At 42.1% G+C, this 16,117-nt stretch carries 15 protein-coding genes and 1 pseudogene; 10 read left to right on the forward strand and 6 right to left on the reverse strand.

What is annotated here, in order from left to right; translation table 11 throughout:
- Positions 1-249: 249 nt before the first annotated feature.
- Positions 250-2,418, reverse strand: a complete 2,169-nt coding sequence (locus V7K61_RS24520) for a PAS domain S-box protein (protein ID WP_335057330.1) — start codon at positions 2,416-2,418, stop codon at positions 250-252.
- Between the two features lie 554 nt (positions 2,419-2,972).
- Between V7K61_RS24520 and V7K61_RS24525 the strand changes: the two genes are divergently transcribed.
- From V7K61_RS24525 to V7K61_RS24550, 6 genes are all read left to right on the forward strand, one after another.
- Positions 2,973-4,316 (forward strand): adenylosuccinate synthase, encoded by a 1,344-nt coding sequence (locus V7K61_RS24525; protein WP_334837410.1) that lies wholly within the window; start codon positions 2,973-2,975, stop codon positions 4,314-4,316.
- A 91-nt stretch (positions 4,317-4,407) separates the two neighbouring features.
- A complete protein-coding gene (locus V7K61_RS24530) occupies positions 4,408-5,013 on the forward strand; it encodes a 50S ribosomal protein L25/general stress protein Ctc (protein ID WP_335057332.1) in 606 nt (201 codons plus the stop codon).
- A 99-nt stretch (positions 5,014-5,112) separates the two neighbouring features.
- Complete coding sequence (locus V7K61_RS24535; RefSeq protein ID WP_335057334.1) at positions 5,113-6,642, forward strand: bifunctional aminoglycoside phosphotransferase/ATP-binding protein; 1,530 nt, start codon at positions 5,113-5,115, stop codon at positions 6,640-6,642.
- 99 nt (positions 6,643-6,741) lie between these two features.
- A complete protein-coding gene (locus V7K61_RS24540) occupies positions 6,742-7,248 on the forward strand; it encodes a hypothetical protein (protein ID WP_335057336.1) in 507 nt (168 codons plus the stop codon).
- Positions 7,249-7,379: 131 nt separating this feature from the next.
- Positions 7,380-8,171: a YdcF family protein gene (locus tag V7K61_RS24545; RefSeq protein WP_335057338.1), complete on the forward strand. Its 792-nt coding sequence runs from the start codon at positions 7,380-7,382 to the stop codon at positions 8,169-8,171.
- A gap of 149 nt (positions 8,172-8,320) precedes the next feature.
- Positions 8,321-8,542 (forward strand): hypothetical protein, encoded by a 222-nt coding sequence (locus tag V7K61_RS24550; RefSeq protein ID WP_292812697.1) that lies wholly within the window; start codon positions 8,321-8,323, stop codon positions 8,540-8,542.
- A 5-nt stretch (positions 8,543-8,547) separates the two neighbouring features.
- On the opposite strand, the gene V7K61_RS24555 is transcribed toward V7K61_RS24550, so the two are convergent.
- Positions 8,548-8,769 carry a ferredoxin-thioredoxin reductase variable chain gene (locus V7K61_RS24555; protein ID WP_190240834.1) on the reverse strand — a complete coding sequence of 74 codons (222 nt, stop codon included), beginning with the start codon at positions 8,767-8,769 and terminating at the stop codon, positions 8,548-8,550.
- A 419-nt stretch (positions 8,770-9,188) separates the two neighbouring features.
- Positions 9,189-11,420, reverse strand: coding sequence for a hypothetical protein (locus V7K61_RS24560; protein WP_335057340.1), 2,232 nt, complete (start codon positions 11,418-11,420; stop codon positions 9,189-9,191).
- A 451-nt stretch (positions 11,421-11,871) separates the two neighbouring features.
- Here V7K61_RS24560 and V7K61_RS24565 point away from each other — a divergent pair.
- Both V7K61_RS24565 and V7K61_RS24570 read left to right on the forward strand, forming a co-directional pair.
- Positions 11,872-11,955 (forward strand): annotated as a pseudogene (locus V7K61_RS24565) (IS5/IS1182 family transposase); the annotation flags it as partial.
- 106 nt (positions 11,956-12,061) lie between these two features.
- A complete protein-coding gene (locus V7K61_RS24570) occupies positions 12,062-12,619 on the forward strand; it encodes a hypothetical protein (protein ID WP_335057341.1) in 558 nt (185 codons plus the stop codon).
- On the opposite strand, the gene V7K61_RS24575 is transcribed toward V7K61_RS24570, so the two are convergent.
- Together V7K61_RS24575 and V7K61_RS24580 are read right to left on the reverse strand one after the other, a co-directional pair.
- The gene (locus V7K61_RS24575; protein WP_335057343.1) at positions 12,616-13,146 is read right to left on the reverse strand and encodes a hypothetical protein; all 531 of its coding nucleotides are present in this window, start codon (positions 13,144-13,146) and stop codon (positions 12,616-12,618) included. The two genes, V7K61_RS24570 and V7K61_RS24575, sit on opposite strands and share 4 nt — an antisense overlap.
- Positions 13,147-13,349: 203 nt before the next feature.
- The gene (locus tag V7K61_RS24580) at positions 13,350-13,955 is read right to left on the reverse strand and encodes a DedA family protein (RefSeq protein ID WP_335057345.1); all 606 of its coding nucleotides are present in this window, start codon (positions 13,953-13,955) and stop codon (positions 13,350-13,352) included.
- 120 nt (positions 13,956-14,075) lie between these two features.
- Between V7K61_RS24580 and V7K61_RS24585 the strand changes: the two genes are divergently transcribed.
- Positions 14,076-14,363 (forward strand): cytochrome P450, encoded by a 288-nt coding sequence (locus tag V7K61_RS24585; RefSeq protein WP_335057347.1) that lies wholly within the window; start codon positions 14,076-14,078, stop codon positions 14,361-14,363.
- 8 nt (positions 14,364-14,371) lie between these two features.
- Positions 14,372-15,112 carry a hypothetical protein gene (locus tag V7K61_RS24590; protein WP_335057349.1) on the forward strand — a complete coding sequence of 247 codons (741 nt, stop codon included), beginning with the start codon at positions 14,372-14,374 and terminating at the stop codon, positions 15,110-15,112.
- On the opposite strand, the gene urtE is transcribed toward V7K61_RS24590, so the two are convergent.
- Positions 15,075-15,773 carry an urea ABC transporter ATP-binding subunit UrtE gene (gene urtE / locus V7K61_RS24595; RefSeq protein WP_099101646.1) on the reverse strand — a complete coding sequence of 233 codons (699 nt, stop codon included), beginning with the start codon at positions 15,771-15,773 and terminating at the stop codon, positions 15,075-15,077. The genes V7K61_RS24590 and urtE overlap by 38 nt on opposite strands.
- Positions 15,774-16,117: the final 344 nt, after the last annotated feature.

Genomic DNA, 16,117 nt, shown 5'->3' on the forward strand with positions numbered 1-16,117 from the left:
TCCTATAGTTCAGACAAGAGAATAGTGATATAGCGGTTCTCGGCCCTTGTGAGGTACAAGAACCCCACCCCCAACCCCCTCCCCGCAAGCGAAGAGGGGGCTAAGATGTACCTTATGTGATTAGGAAACGCTATAACGGCATATCATGTTAACTGAATATTTTTTATTTCTATTAACCAATTTCTAACGTGTATAGAAATTGGTTAATATTATTTTTGTAGTCTGTGATATTTTCACCAGCAAAATAAATTAGCCATCTTTTATAACTGATTCCAATTGTTGAGACAGCGAATGTGTGTCTCTAAATGTTGAGGTAGGCAAGTAGACTGTAAATTGAGTACCTCTGCCTACTTGACTGTAAACATTTACAAAACCACCGTGATTCTTAATAATACCCAACGCCGTAGAAAGTCCTAAACCTGTACCTTTGCCTACCTCTTTGGTAGTGAAAAATGGTTCAAAAATCCTTTGCTGGACTTCTGACGACATTCCCATACCAGTATCCGTCACCACGATCGCAATATAAGAACCAACTTTCGCATCTATATTTATCTGGGCAGAATGTTCGCCAATCACCAGATTTTCCGCCGCAATCCTGAGAATACCGCCATTGGGCATAGCGTCGCGGGCGTTGATTACCAAGTTTATCAATACCTGATGTAGTTGAGTTATGTCTCCACGAACGTACCAGAGATTTTTAGGGATATCTATCTGGCAACTAATGGATTTGGGGAATGTTTGAGCGATAATTTGCTCAATCTCTGCCATCAAAGGCTGAATTTCCACAATTGTCCGTTTGCTTTCAATACCCCGTGCAAAAGATAATACTTGTTTAAGCAAATTAGCGCCGCGTTTGACATTATTTTCTAAAGTTTGCAGTATTTGCTGACTCTGCGCATCGGGCAATTTCTTCTGCAACAGTTGAACTGACATTAAAATTGGCGATAGTATGTTGTTGAGGTCGTGAGCGATACCGCCAGCTAGAGTGCCGATACTCTCCAAACGTTGCGATCGCAGAAGTTGAGCTTCTAGTTGTTTCTGTTGCGTAATCTCAGTGTTCACACTCAAAATAGATTTGGGTTGTCCATTATCCTCTCGGATCGATGTCCACCGACTTTCAACGATAATTACTTTGCCTTTTTTTGTCAGTTGATGCAACTCACCCCGCCACTCACCTGTATTCATCACCCTCAAGTAAGCATCTTTTAGCTGTGGTGAAATTTCTTTATATAAAAGTTGTAAAACATTCTTCCCCACAACTTCCTCAGCCTTCCACCCGTATAGACGTTCAGCACCTTTATTCCAAAATAAGATTTGGTGGTGGATATTTCGCACCATAATTGCATCAGTTGATACATCCAATAGCGCTGCTTGTTCGCGAATTTTCTGTTCTGCCTGTTTTTGTTGGGTTATATCTCGCGTCACTGCCAAATGGATAAACGTGCCATCAGATTCGTTACGTAGTGGTACGGCATGAGTTTCTATGTAGCGGCGAGTGCCTTTAAATCCCACGATTTCAAACTCCAAAGTCCCCTTATTACCTTGGCAGACACTTTCATGCAAGTCGGCAAAGGCTGCTTTGTACTCTGGCGCAACTACAGCATCAACTGGTTTACCAATCAAGATATCAGCACTTTCCACTTCCATCATTGCCAGCCCTTCTGCATTAATTTCTAAAAGGGTGCCATCTCTGGCAATTAGCTGGATGCATTCTGGTTCTGCATCTATCACGGCTCGTAAACGATTTTCGCTTTGGCGTAGGGCCAGTTCCGTCTGCTGAAGTTGCCTGATATAACGCCACAACAAATCATACAGCAACGCCACTAGCACCAAATCCACAATCGCAGCGATAAAAAATGTCACTATCGCCTTTTGGGAATTCGCTTGTGACTGCTGCATTTCCTGCTGTAATAAATTTTTCTCCGCTTTCAAAGAGTCGTTAATCAGTTGTTGAATCTCTTTACCAATTTGCTTGTCATTATCAGATAATATTTGCTGCCGAACTGCTTCTAATCCCTGATTTTTTCTGAGGTAAATTTCTTGTTGGAGAATATTGAGTCTCTTGGTAATTTTCGGCTCTAGTAAAGCAATCCACTGCTGCTTTTTAGGGTTATTAACAGTTAAATTCTTGAGAATCTGAATATTGCTATTTGTTTGTTGATCAGCTGTAAGATAAGTTTGTAAATCATCTGCATCTGCTGTAATTAAATAACTACGTTGTGCAGTTTCAGTATCTTTGAGTGTAGATTGGATACTTTCAATTTGGGTAATAACTTTATAGGAGTATGTTAGCCATTGCTGGTTGTGAATCAGCTTCACAGTGTTGCTATACGAAACTACAGCATTAGTAAATACAACAGCCAATGCTAGGACGAATATTGCTTTCAGCTTTTGGACTCGATACCATTTTTTGCTCATGCGATCGCCCCTTCTGCCGCAGATGCCCTTCATCAGTTAAGATTAAAGATTAAAAACAAATACTGAGAATATTTTAAGGATTTTAATAACACGGGTAGCAAAATACAATCTGTTATAGTTGTAAATATCTGGATTTTTAAGGATGATGATTTATACATGATACTCACAAAGAAATCCGCGAAATTTTAATATAAATTCATTTTGATCTGTAGTATCGCTAATACACTTCGGATCGGGTAATTTGCCTATCCATAATATTTGCAGAGACGCTGCAATGCAACATCTCTGATTTGGAATTTTAATTAGGGAACTCCAAAAAATAAATTATCCAATTTTTGGAATCACACAGTTGGTAAAATTGGTCACTGGTAAGTTTGATAACGTTATTAAAGTTGATGGTAATCGCTGTCATAACAGGGTGACATCATACATCAACAATGGAATTTGCTGTTGAGGCGCACGTCTGTACGCTCTTACTACAATTATCTTGACACGACCCAAGCAATATGTTAATAATAATAGTTTGTGGAAACTTTACTTCTTAATATAAGCTCTTGGCTAACGTCATTGTCATAGGTGCCCAATGGGGCGATGAAGGAAAAGGTAAAATAACTGACTTACTCAGCCGTTCCGCAGATGTTGTGGTGCGTTACCAAGGGGGTGTCAATGCTGGACACACGATTGTAGTTAAAGGTCAGACCTTTAAACTGCACTTGATACCCTCTGGGATTTTGTATCCAAATACCGATTGCATTATCGGCTGTGGAACAGTCATCGATCCACAGATTTTGATCGCAGAACTCGACCAACTAAAAGAGTTAAATATTTCCACTGACCACCTGCTGATATCTGAGACAGCCCACGTAACGATGCCTTATCATCGATTGATTGACCAGGCATCTGAAGAACGACGGGGAAGCTATAAGATCGGCACAACAGGTCGGGGCATTGGGCCGACTTATGCTGACAAATCTGAACGTACAGGCATTCGGGTTTTAGACTTGATGAACCCTGATGGGCTGCGCGAGCAGCTGGAGTGGACGATTAATTATAAAAACGTCATTTTAGAAAAGCTTTACAACTTGCCGCCTCTAGATCCACAAGAGGTGATTGAACAGTATTTGGGTTATGCAGAACGCTTGCGGCCTTACGTTATTGATACATCGTTAAAAATATACGATGCAATTCAGCGACGGCGCAATATTTTGTTTGAAGGCGCACAAGGTACACTCCTAGACTTAGATCATGGAACTTATCCTTATGTCACCTCCTCTAACCCGGTGGCGGGTGGGGCTTGCGTTGGTGCAGGGGTAGGTCCGACAATGATTGACCGGGTAATTGGGGTGTCAAAAGCCTATACAACCCGTGTCGGAGAGGGGCCATTTCCGACTGAATTGGATGGCGAGTTAGGAGAATTGCTGTGCGATCGCGGTGCCGAATTTGGCACAACCACCGGACGCAAACGGCGCTGTGGCTGGTTTGATGCTGTCATCGGTCGCTATGCCGTGCGGATTAACGGTATGGATTGTATGGCGCTCACCAAACTGGATGTTCTCGATGAATTAGAGTCAATCCAAGTTTGTGTCGCTTATGACATAGATGGCCAACGCAGCGAACACTTCCCCACCAGTTCTCGTCAATTTGCTAGATGTCGCCCCATCTACAAAACCTTGCCAGGGTGGAAAGTGTCAACAACTCACTGCCGCACCCTAGAAGACTTGCCACAAGCAGCATTGGATTATCTCAAATTCTTAGCCGAATTGATGGAAGTCCCGATCGCGATCGTCTCATTAGGAGCCAGCCGCGATCAAACCATAATCGTAGAAGACCCCATCCACGGGCCCAAACGCGCTTTATTGCACCCCGACGGTACACCTGCTACCCTACTTAGTGCGTAAATTTAGTCATTAGTCATTTGTCATTGGTCATTAGTAAATGACTAATGACAAAGGACAAAGGACAACTGACAACTGACAAAGGACAACTTTTATGGCTATTACAGTCGAATCTCAAAAACGTCCAGAAGGCAGCAAGCCAAGAGCTTTGCGCCGTGCTGGATTGATACCTGCCAATTTGTATGGTCATAAGGGTACAGAATCCATTTCTTTGACCATTGAAGCTAAAACTGTTGAGCGTTTGCTCAAAAAAGCTTCCGTCAACAATACCTTGATTGAGTTGAATGTTGCTGATGCACCTTGGCGTGGTAAAACCTTGCTGCGGGAACTTCAGATCCATCCAGCCAAAGGTACGCCTTACCACCTCAGCTTTTTCGCGGTTGCTGGCCACGGTGACACCACTGTAGAAGTACGTCTGCGTTTTGTGGGAACTGCTGTTGGTGTTAAACAAGAAGGTGGCGTGTTAGACACCGTAATTACTGAATTGCAAGTTAGTTGTGCGCCAGAAAACATCCCAGATGTTATCGAAATCGATGTCTCTAACCTGCAAATTGGAGACAGCTTGAGTATTAGTGATATACCCTTTCCTGAAGGTGTTACACCTCTAGCTGAATCAGAGCGACTTGTTGTCAGCGTTTTGCCACCACAAATTAGCGCTGAAGATGCTGGAACAGAAACTGAAACTGAAGCAGCTTCTTAAGCTAGGTAAACTGTGTAATAATTTTTGATGACACCAGGGGGGAACTCCTGGTTTTTTTGTATTTGAACCGCAGAGGCGCAGAGAGCGCAGAGGACAGAGATGACAGAAGCGACTCTTCCAGCTTTAATTCAGCAAATGTTGCAGCCGGGAGTTTATCCCCATAAGGTAACAGAACCCATTCAACTAATTCAAACTCACATTTCTTATGTGCTGTTGACTGGAGATTACGCTTATAAACTGAAAAAACCTGTGAATTTTGGCTTTTTGGACTTTTCCACCTTAGATAAGCGGCAGCATTTTTGTCAGGAAGAGTTACGGTTAAATCAGCGGGGTGCTGGTGAATTATATTTAGAAGTTTTGCCCATAACTTTGGTAGGGGAGCAATACCAGTTAGGGGGAGCGAGCGAGGCTGTAGAATATGTGCTGAAAATGCGCCAGTTTCCTCAAGAGTCGCTATTAAGCACACTTTTTGAAGAAGGTAAGTTAAATGAGACGCGGCTAGATGAGTTGGGACGGGTGGTGGCTCAATATCATGCCGAAGCACAGACGAATGATTACATTCGCACTTTTGGCGAAGTGCCAAATGTCCGGGCTGCCTTTGATGAGAATTATCAGCAAACTGAGAAGTATATTGGTGGCCCCCAGACTCAGGCGCAATTTACAGAAACACAGCAATATACAGATAAATTTTTTGCTGAACGTCCAGAATTATTTGCTAGCAGAATTCACAACGACTATATTCGTGAATGTCACGGAGACTTACACCTGAGAAATATTGCCCTGTGGCACGATAAAATCTTGTTGTTCGATTGCATTGAATTTAATGAGCCATTTCGCTTTGTCGATGTGATGTATGATGTGGCGTTCACGGTGATGGATTTGGAAGCTCGCCAACGCAAAGACTTGGGTAATGCGTTTTTGAATGCCTATATAGAGCAAACTGGAGACTGGGAAGGTTTACAGGTGTTGCCCTTGTATTTAAGTCGTCAGGCTTATGTCCGAGCTAAGGTGACATCCTTTTTGCTAGACGATCCAAGCGTACCCGCGACGGTGAAGGAAGAAGCGACAAAAACGGCTGCTGATTATTACAAACAGGCTTGGGAATACACTAAACCAAATCTGGGACAACTAATATTGATGTCGGGATTGTCGGGTTCTGGTAAAAGTACCACAGCAAGGTCTTTAGCCCGTCAACAGGGAGCAATTCACCTGCGTTCGGATGCGGTGCGGAAGCATTTAGGGGGAATTCCTTTGTGGGAACGGGGTGGCGATGATTTGTATACGCCGGAGATGACCGAGAAAACTTACACACGGCTGTTAGAATTGGGAATTATCTTGGCTGAACAAGGTTTTTCGGTGATTTTGGATGCCAAGTATGATAAACAACAGTTACGGCAAGAAGCGATCGCCCAAGCTACAAAACATCAACTTCCCCTTCAGATTATCCAATGCACAGCACCGCTGGAAGTCCTAAAAGAGCGTTTGAACAATCGCACTGGTGATATTGCTGATGCCACCGCCGATTTATTAGCCTCACAAATCAAACAAGCTGAACCTTTCACTGAAGAGGAACAACCTTATGTAAAGATTTGGGATACAACTCAGCCACAACAGGCACAATTAAAATAATTCGTAATTCGTAATTCGTAATTCGTAATTCGTAATTCGTAATTTTCAACTCAATTACGAATTATGAATTAGTAATTAGTTAAATAAGTTTTTTATTTTATGGCAGACAAAAAGAACGACTTTTTCAGTATTTCTCCCAGTTTCTTTTCTCAACTATTATTTGGAGCATTTTTAACATTTATATTAATAATGACCGGCTCCGCACCAGCCCTGAGCATCTTTTTAGGAATCATGGGCGGTTTCATCTTAAGCTGGATCACAAATTTAACCGATAATAGCCCCCAGGCTCCAGCTGTCGCCTCATCTGATGGTGTCGATACGGGATTGAAATACTGGTTATTTTTCATGCTGGGCTTTGTATATTTGGGCTATCCAGCACCTATGAGTATCTTGCTAGGTGGATTAGGCGCTTTAGCTGGAGGCTGGATTACTGCTTGGTGGGGAAGTAAGGAAGAAACTAGAACTCAGTTGCAAGTTGAAGAATCAGAAGAGGTTGAAGTTGAGCCAACGAATGAAAGGATCAACAAACGGCAAATCAGAAGAGCCGGTCGCCGTTATCGTCGCGCTCCTGGAAGTAGTTTCAATTTCAAGTTTTGGGAAAGGTAGTAATTTGGGCATTGGGCACAAAAGGCAGAGGGGTAGAGGGGCAGAGGGGCAGAGGGAAAGACTTACTGCAACTTCTCCTCTGCTCCCCTGCTCCCCTGCTCCCCTGCTTCCCTGCCCCACGCCCTAATAATATGTTTTTATATCTATCCAAATTACTGCCGCTATTTTTTTATCCACTAGGATTAGCCTGTGTAAGCTTGGTAGTAGCATTAGTGACTTTGTGGAAACGACCAAGGACTGCTGCGATCGCAATTGCTTTTTCCCTAACTTTATTGCTATTTTGTAGCAATGCTTGGATCGCTAAATCATTAGTGCGATCGCTAGAATGGCAAAATCTTCCACCCGCCCAAATAACTAATGCAGAAGCAATTGTGGTTTTGGGTGGCGCAACAAAATCAGCTTTTCCTCCCAGACCTACCGTCGATTTAAGTGAAGCAGGCGATCGCGTCATCTACGCCGCACAACTCTATCGCCAGAAAAAAGCGCCTATAATCATTCTGAGCGGGGGGCGCATTGATTGGCGTGGAAGTGGTTCACCAGAATCGGCAGATATGGCCACAATACTCACATCTATTGGTATTCCATCTGAGGCAATTGTTCAAGAACCTGACTCTTTCAATACTTATCAAAATGCTGTAAATGTCCGCAAAATCTTGTTATCTCGTGGGATAAATAAAGTATTATTAGTTACTTCGGCAATGCATATGCCGCGATCGCTTCAGATTTTCCAGCGTCAAGGAATCAATGCCATTCCTGCACCCACTGACTTTCTAGTTAGTGAGGGTGAGTTGCAAGAACTCGGTAGTACTCCCAAAGCCGCTATACTAAATTTATTACCTGATACTGATAACTTACACCAATTTACCACCGCTTTAAAAGAATATATTGGTTCTTTCGTTTATCGCTTACGCGGTTGGCTTTAATTAAAGTTAGGAGTTAGGAGTTATGAGTTATGAGTTATGAGTTAGGAATTATGAGTTAGGAATTATGAGTTAGGAAGTGCGGTAATTGCCTGAATTTGAAACTCTTAATGACCAATGACCAATGACAAATGACAAACTAAATCAACTTTATGTCAAAAAATTTACCTTATATTATTCCAGTTGCTCAACCTGAAGTTGAGGAAGCTTTTGCCTCTTACCAAACAACCCATCAGTTTTACCACGAAGTTCGGTCACGGTCGGAGTTTCAGCGTTATTGTGATTGGTATTATACCACAGCAGAACAAAACCGCCAAGAGCTTAAAAGAATGCGCGGCGAACTGAATATTTTTCAGTGGTTTCGCCGCAGATAAGTGCTTTAGATGACTTCTAACTCATTTTCACGTAAGTGGGCTTTAAACTTTTTACTAAACTGGACTACAATCGGCAGATTAGCGCTTACTGGTCTGTCTCGCCATTGGGTGGCAATAGCTACTACATCGCCTTCTGTACCTTTGATATCAAAAGGCTGATTCCGATGTTCAGGATGATGATACACCACTACCGAATCTTTAACGCGGACGCGATCGCCAACTTTCATAACAACATTTACACCTAGCATTTTCTTTTCCACAAGTATCTGCTACAAAATATATGATTAAATCGCTTAGAATTTGATTTAATCAGCTATTTCTTGACGCTTCATCGGGGTGCAACGGCTTAACCCTCTGCGTCCAGGCACGTCTTAGCAATCCGCGCGTACTTTTTTCAGTTTTTTGCCACGTTAATAAGTATCGCCCATAGCCTTTCTCTTTAACCCAAAAGCAGGGAAATGAAAGAAAATCAGGCGATATCGGATGTGCTTAGTACTTTGACAAGATATATCAACCCTTTTATCTTGACTCTAGGATGTTCCCCAGGTCAACTCTCTCACGAATTTTAGTGTATGGCAGACGCGTTCTTATTATCGAATGCACTCTGACCTCTCTCCGAAACGAGTCGAGGTGAAGTGTTCATACTTTACGAGACATTCTCTAACCGCAAAAAATGCACTCTCCCTGAGAACTCCCCTGCCACAATTGTCACCCCATCTGCTGCAACAGCACAGCAAAAAAATGCGGACTCTCCCGTAAAAGTGGCAATTTCTTCACCAGTTTCCAGATTCCAGAGTTTGAGTGTGTTGTCACTTGAAGCAGAAATTACCTGCTTGCCATCGGGGGTAAGGGCTATTGCATCTACCGAGCCGCTATGACCCTGGAAAGTACGTTCATCCTCCCCAGTTTCCAGATTCCAGAGTTTGAGTGTGTTGTCACCTGAAGCAGAAATTACCTGCTTGCCATCGGGGGTAAGGGCTACTGCTGTTACCGAGTTGTCATGACCGTCGAAAGTCCGCTTATCCTCCCCAGTTTCCAGATTCCAGAGTTTGAGTGTGTTGTCATCTGAACCAGAAATCACCTGTTTGCCATTGGGAGTAATGGCTACTGCTCTTACGTAACTGCTATGACCGTGGAAAGCCTGCTCATCCTCTCCAGTTTCCAGATTCCAGAGTTTGAGTGCGTTGTCATCTGAAGCAGAAATCACCTGCTTGCCATCGGGAGTGACGGCTACTGCTGTTACCCAGTAGCTATGACCTTGGAAAGTATGCAAAGTACGCTCATACTGCCCAGTTTCCAGATTCCAGAGTTTGAATGTCTTGTCATCTGAACCAGAAATTACCTGCTTGCCATCGGGGGTGACAGCTATTGTATTTACTGAGTCGCTATGACCCTGGAAAGTCCGCTCATCCTCCCCAGTTTCCAAATTCCAGAGTTTAAATGTCTTGTCATCTGAAGCAGAAATCATCTGCTTGCCATCGGGGGTGAGGGCTACTGCATTTACCGAGTCGCTATGACCGTGGAAAGTTTGCTCATCCTCTCCAGTTTCTAGATTCCAGAGTTTGAGTGTCTTGTCCCATGAACTAGAAATAATTACCTGCTTGCCATCAGGAGTAAGAACTACTGTTCTTACGCAACTGCTATGACAGTGGAAAGTCCGCTCATCTTCCCCAGTTTCCAAATTCCAGAGTTTGGGTGTGTCGCCGCCCAATGAAGCAGAAATCACCTGCTTGCCATCGGGAGTGAGGGCTACTGTTGTTACCTGGCCGTTATGACCGTGGAAAGTACGCTCATTCTCCCCATTTTCTAGATTCCAGAGTTTAAGTGTGTTGTCCCATGAACCAGAAATTACCTGCTTGCCATCGGGGGTGATGGCTACTGCTGTTACCCAGTCGCTATGACCGTGGAAAGTCTGCTTACACTCCCCAGTTTCCAGATTCCAGAGTTTGAGTGTCTTGTCACCTGAACCAGAAATCCCCTGCTTGCCATCGGGGGTGACGGCTACTGCATTTACCGAGCCGCTATGACCGTGGAAAGTCTGCTCACACTCTCCAGTTTCCAGATTCCAGAGTTTGAGTGTCTTGTCAGCTGAACTAGAAATCACCTGCTTGCCATCGGGAGTAAGAGCTACTCCTCTTACGTAACTGCTGTGACCGTGGAAAGTCCGCTCATCCTCCCCAGTTTCTAGATTCCAGAGTTTGAGTGTCTTGTCATCTGAAGCAGAAATCACCCGTTTGTCATCGGGGGTAATGGCTACTGCATTTACCGAGTAGCTATGACCCTGGAAAGTCTGCTCACACTCCCCAGTTTCTAGATTCCAGAGTTTGAGTGTCTTGTCATCTGAAGCAGAAATCACCCGCTTGCCATCGGGGGTGATGGCTACTGCATTTACCCGGTCGCTATGACCTGCAAGGGTGAGAAGTAAACTTCCGCCAGGGGAAATTAAGTTAGATGTTAACGGACGCAACCAAGGTAAAACTTGCTGCTGCTTTGCTACTTCCAGCATCGTTTGAATTTCCGGTACTGCAAAGTGCTGCATTTGCCCCCACAATTGCCCAGCCAATTGCATTTTATCTTTTACTAATATATGCGCTGACAGTCGCAAGGTTCCTTGAATCAATTTCAGCGTTTTAACTTGATCTGGATTATATTCTGAGTTGTTTAATAGTTCTGAATCATTAATTAAATCATAATCCGCAATTAGTGACTGCACACCAAAATCAGAATGCTTGATTTTAGCATCGATAAAATTAAAATCAGTCAGTATTTTATAAAACGGTTTCCACTTTCCTATGTTGGCTTGAACACGAGGGTCAATGAGGATGCTTCGCTGGTCGTTTAAGGATAACTGAGCAAATTTTTCAGCAAAACTACTCATTTTCGTCTTTTTGCTCATTCTAAAACAATTTAGGACAGGTTCAGGTCTAAACACGCCATACTTTACTAAAGCCTGGAGCGTTTCAAAATATTACTTTTTTAAATGCAGAGGGACACAGAGTTTTGCCAAGTAGTACAGGATGTGGTGTAGAGTTATCTCTGGTGCGATCGCAACCTATATTCATGCACTAGCGATCGCCACTTTTTTCTCCGTCACTCTCAATGTACAAGTAGTTCTTGTCAACATTGCAACATTCCTCATCAACATTACAATATCTATAAGGAACATTGTAATATTTCTCATCAACATTAGAATATTCCTTATTAATGCTAGAATATTTCTCATCAACATTACAACATCTATAAGGAACATTGTAATATTCCTCATCAACATTAGAATATTCCTTATTAATGCTGGAATATTTCTCATCAACATTAGAATATTTCTGTATAACTACTACCGTCGTCTCAGTAAGGATTATGAACGTCTCCCAGAAATGAGTAAAGCTGCCATATATGCCGTTATGACTGATTAATTTTGTATTTCTTATTCCCAGCGATCGCTTCAGCTGTTAAATGCGTATTTTTATACTAAAACTGGGTATTACAAATAAGTACTTTCGATCGAATAGGTTTTCAAAGATGATTTTAAGCGTTAGAAATACTAGTGCTGTATGTGCCGTATTTTTATTAGTCAGTGTCAGCAGCTTTCACAAGTCAGCCATAGCAAATATAAACAACCAGTCCCAAATAATAGCACAGCAGAGTAAAACTCAGGTAAACCCAGTTTTTAAATCTATTCTGCCTAAATTAAAGCAAAAAACTCAAATTCGGATTATTTTACCGAAGTTTATTCCTGAGTCGGATGGGGAAAATCCAATTTACGCAACTATAGAAGCTGCTACGCAAAAAAAGTATGATATTTTACTGGGTTACACTTCCGACTGTAATGGTGCTTCTGCCTGTCGTTTAGGCGTTGTTTCTGCTGAAGCCATAACCCGCAAAACACCCAGCCTGACTGGGAAACGTGTATCCTTAGCTAAGGGCATTACTGGTTATTTTGTAGATTTTACTTGTGGTGCTGGTTGCTCAGATGCTACCTTGACTTGGAGACAACAAGGTGTGCAATATGTTTTTGGATTAAAAGCAGGCGATCGCACTTCTTTAGTAAAAATGGCTAATTCTGCGATTAATCCCTAGCTCACGTCATTTGATTCTACTTCCCAACGAAACAGCCGCGGCAATTGAGATACATCTATGGCGTAGTTAACAATCCACATCACCAATTCAAAAATCAATAAATATCGTACCCACTGCAACTCGCTTGTAGAATCCAAAAGTGTCAAACCCTCATACAACTGCCAAAAGCGGTAAGGGAGATATATATAAGGAACCATCACCCACACAACATTTTGCAACTGCCCAAGCGTTACTCTTTCAGAGATGATTTGCAGCCCTAAGACGATAAAATACCAAGCAAGCACAGTTAACACCGTGCGATCGCCCCACCATACACCCCACAATAGCATAACCACTAATGGCGGCACTACTGCTAGCAGTTGCACCGAGCCAAACCAGATTTTATACCAACCGGGAAATGGTAAAGGTAGAGTATAAGGCTTTGCGTTTTTCCATCCCCAGTTCACAACCACAATGAAAAGTGTGGCAATAAGGAAAAACAGGAGATTTTCTAGGAACAGATAGAGGTTGATGTTTAAGGAAGTCATGTCGCTTCTGTTCGAGACGCCAAGGGCGAACGCTCCGAATTCAAAATTCAAAATTCAAAATTCCCATAAATAAATTTAGTTGCTCTGTATCCTTTTGTTTGTCGCTCATGAGGGTACGATCAAGCTCTGATGTTTATGGCTTCAGTAAATCAATATACTTGTCTCTACAATAAAACATCTACTAAGGATCTGCAAAAAACATTTCAACTTTTGTTTGCTCTATTTTCTTGTACCAAATGAATAATCGATGGTACTAAAGAAATAACTATAATTAATCCAATAATCGGTAATAAATACTTATCTACCTGTTCAGGTGGCAGAGATTTTCCTAAGAAAAACCCTAACAGGGTAATGCCGAATGTCCAAAGAAAGCCACCAATTAAGTTGTAAGACATAAATGTGCGATAATGCATTGCACCAATCCCGGCCACAATGGGCGCGAAAGTCCGTACAATCGGTAAAAAGCGTGCTAAAACAACCGTTTTTTTACCGTGCTGGTGATAAAAGTTTTGAGTTTTCACAAGATGTTTTTTATGAAACAGCCATGAATCTTCCTTATTAAATAGTCTTCTGCCAAATTTATGCCCAGTCACATAGCCAACATTGTCACCTAAGACTGCACAAATAAAAGCACCAATCATCAGAACCCAAATGTTCAATAAATTCTGAGATGCAACAAATCCAGCAGTGAACAATAAGCTATCCCCAGGCAGAAAAAAACCAATTAACAAGCCAGATTCAGCAAATACAATCGCCCAGACCCCAAAATAGCCGAGTGATTTAATCAGTTGTGGTAAATCCAGATGCATAAAATTTTTACTTTTCAACAATAGATCCACAACATCTTAACGTTCAGCAATTTTATTGAATAAAAAGTAATATTAAATTTATGTAAATTTATTATGTAATCTTAGGAAAAATAATGACAGATGACAGGTTTTGGGCTATTGGTGCAAGAGACAAGGATATTTGAAGCAGACCATTTCAGTCCCCAGCGCCAAGAACATAAAAAGTATCCTTTTAGTTTAGTTGGTTTTGGCGGTGGGCCACGCATCTGTATTGGTATAGCCTTTGCCAAAATGGAAATGAAGATTGTTGCTGCTCATCTTCTACGCAATTATCATTGGGAGATATTACCCAATCAAAGTTTAGAAACCATGTTTTTTCCCAGCAATCGCCCTAAAGATGGGTTGCGGGTTAGATTTCAACCTTGGTGAAATGTTCTATGGCATCCCAAATAAACGTACATTTACCTAACGGAGTTTTACAACGCTTGCAAAATGTGAAAGATTTTGTGGGCGGAAGCGTTAACTCTCTAAGTAACTCAGCACAACAAGCTGGTGAGTCTTTGAAGACAACAGCCACTACAACGACTGATAAAGCAATTGATACAGTTACAACAAGTTTAGAGCAAACTTGGCAAACAGCAGAGCAATTTAAAAATACAACATCGGGAGCAGTTAAAGATGCAATGGCATCTTCTGCAAGTGATTGGCTGACACAACACCCGATATTTTTTCGATTAGTTCAAATACTAGGTTGGACGGCTAATCACCCAATTATTAGTGTAGTAATTTTGCTGTTTGCACTTGCTCTACTTTGGAGCATCATCAAAGCAATTGTCCGCTTAATTGAAACCGCTAGTTGGTCAATACTCAAAGTTCCATTAAAATTGCTTCAGGCTTTGATTAAAGTTAGCTTTCTATCCTTAATTAAAGTTGGGAGTTTTGCTGTTCAAAGAATCACAGGTGTCAAAAAAACTGAGAACCTGCCTACTTTACTACCTGAAAGTTTTCAACCAAATAAACAACAACGATTAGTAGAAATTTCTAGTCGTTTGGCAGCAATTCAAAAAGAACAACATGAGCTTTTACAAGAAGCAGCAGACTTGATTGCTGCCGACACAATTGATATAGAAATATCAAAAATTAAACAGCTAAAAAGCGCTGAATCACATCTTGGCTAAGTTCGGTGGTGGAACCGGAGGCGACAATACCACCTTTTTGCATGGCGTAATAGTAATCAGCCTGACGGACAAAGTGTAAATGTTGCTCTACTAATAACACCGAAATACCTGTGGTTTCAACGATGCGACGGACTGCGGCTTCAATTTCTAGGATGATGGAGGGTTGAATACCTTCAGTGGGTTCGTCTAAGACGAGTAATTGAGGTTCTCCCATTAAAGCACGTGCGATCGCTAATTGTTGCTGTTGTCCTCCGCTTAAATCACCACCCATCCGCGAAAGCATGGTTTTTAACACCGGAAATAAACTAAAAACTTCCTCTGAAATTTCTGCTTTTTTGACTGGTTTGCGTCTAGCCTCCAACCCCAGCAGTAGATTTTCTTTAACTGTCAAACGAGGGATAATCTCTCGTCCTTGGGGGACATAACCAATTCCCAACTTTGCCCTTTGGTCTGGGGATTTGGAATTGATTAATTCTTCAGCTAAATTAATCGTACCGCTACGGGGTTTGAGTAAACCCATGATAGTTTTGAGTAAGGTAGTTTTTCCAACACCATTGCGTCCAATTAGGCAAACCATTTGCCCAGATGGTACGCTCAAATCTACATTGCGGAGAATATGGCTTTCGCCATAATAAACGTTAAGATTAGAAATTTTTAGCATAAAAGAATTTTTAACTGTTTAGTTTTGATGTTAAGTTTTTAACTGGCGATCGCTCTGTTCAGAAATGATTAACCACAATGTATTAAGAGTCTGGTTAACCCCTTATGATACCTGATTGCGAATGCAACTAAGTAGAAGGTTTATGAAGATTAAGTGTGGCAATCTTGTATAAGATTACCTTGAATACAAAAAGTCCCATTAGGAAAACCCTTAGACCCGGATTTCTCACGCATAGTGTAGGCTTCAGGGGAAGAGGAGTGTGGGGAGTGTGGGGAGTGTGGGGGGTAAGACTTCTTCCCCATCCTCCCACACCTCCCACACCCCTTGGATTTCTCACTTGTGAG

Origin of the sequence: Nostoc sp. (genome assembly GCF_036918015.1) — a bacterium.
Lineage (GTDB): Bacteria > Cyanobacteriota > Cyanobacteriia > Cyanobacteriales > Nostocaceae > Nostoc.

Bases quoted from the DNA above. Each gene is read 5' to 3' on its own strand.
- V7K61_RS24590 (WP_335057349.1), top strand. From the start codon at position 14,372: ATGGCATCCCAAATAAACGTACATTTACCTAACGGAGTTTTACAACGC.
- V7K61_RS24545 (WP_335057338.1), top strand. From the start codon at position 7,380: ATGTTTTTATATCTATCCAAATTACTGCCGCTATTTTTTTATCCACTA.
- V7K61_RS24580 (WP_335057345.1), bottom strand. From the start codon at position 13,955: ATGCATCTGGATTTACCACAACTGATTAAATCACTCGGCTATTTTGGG.
- V7K61_RS24555 (WP_190240834.1), bottom strand. From the start codon at position 8,769: ATGAAAGTTGGCGATCGCGTCCGCGTTAAAGATTCGGTAGTGGTGTAT.
- V7K61_RS24535 (WP_335057334.1), top strand. From the start codon at position 5,113: ATGACAGAAGCGACTCTTCCAGCTTTAATTCAGCAAATGTTGCAGCCG.
- V7K61_RS24530 (WP_335057332.1), top strand. From the start codon at position 4,408: ATGGCTATTACAGTCGAATCTCAAAAACGTCCAGAAGGCAGCAAGCCA.
- V7K61_RS24520 (WP_335057330.1), bottom strand. From the start codon at position 2,418: ATGAGCAAAAAATGGTATCGAGTCCAAAAGCTGAAAGCAATATTCGTC.
- V7K61_RS24560 (WP_335057340.1), bottom strand. From the start codon at position 11,420: ATGAGTAGTTTTGCTGAAAAATTTGCTCAGTTATCCTTAAACGACCAG.
- V7K61_RS24585 (WP_335057347.1), top strand. From the start codon at position 14,076: ATGACAGGTTTTGGGCTATTGGTGCAAGAGACAAGGATATTTGAAGCA.
- V7K61_RS24575 (WP_335057343.1), bottom strand. From the start codon at position 13,146: ATGACTTCCTTAAACATCAACCTCTATCTGTTCCTAGAAAATCTCCTG.
- V7K61_RS24550 (WP_292812697.1), top strand. From the start codon at position 8,321: ATGTCAAAAAATTTACCTTATATTATTCCAGTTGCTCAACCTGAAGTT.
- V7K61_RS24540 (WP_335057336.1), top strand. From the start codon at position 6,742: ATGGCAGACAAAAAGAACGACTTTTTCAGTATTTCTCCCAGTTTCTTT.
- urtE (WP_099101646.1), bottom strand. From the start codon at position 15,773: ATGCTAAAAATTTCTAATCTTAACGTTTATTATGGCGAAAGCCATATT.
- V7K61_RS24570 (WP_335057341.1), top strand. From the start codon at position 12,062: ATGATTTTAAGCGTTAGAAATACTAGTGCTGTATGTGCCGTATTTTTA.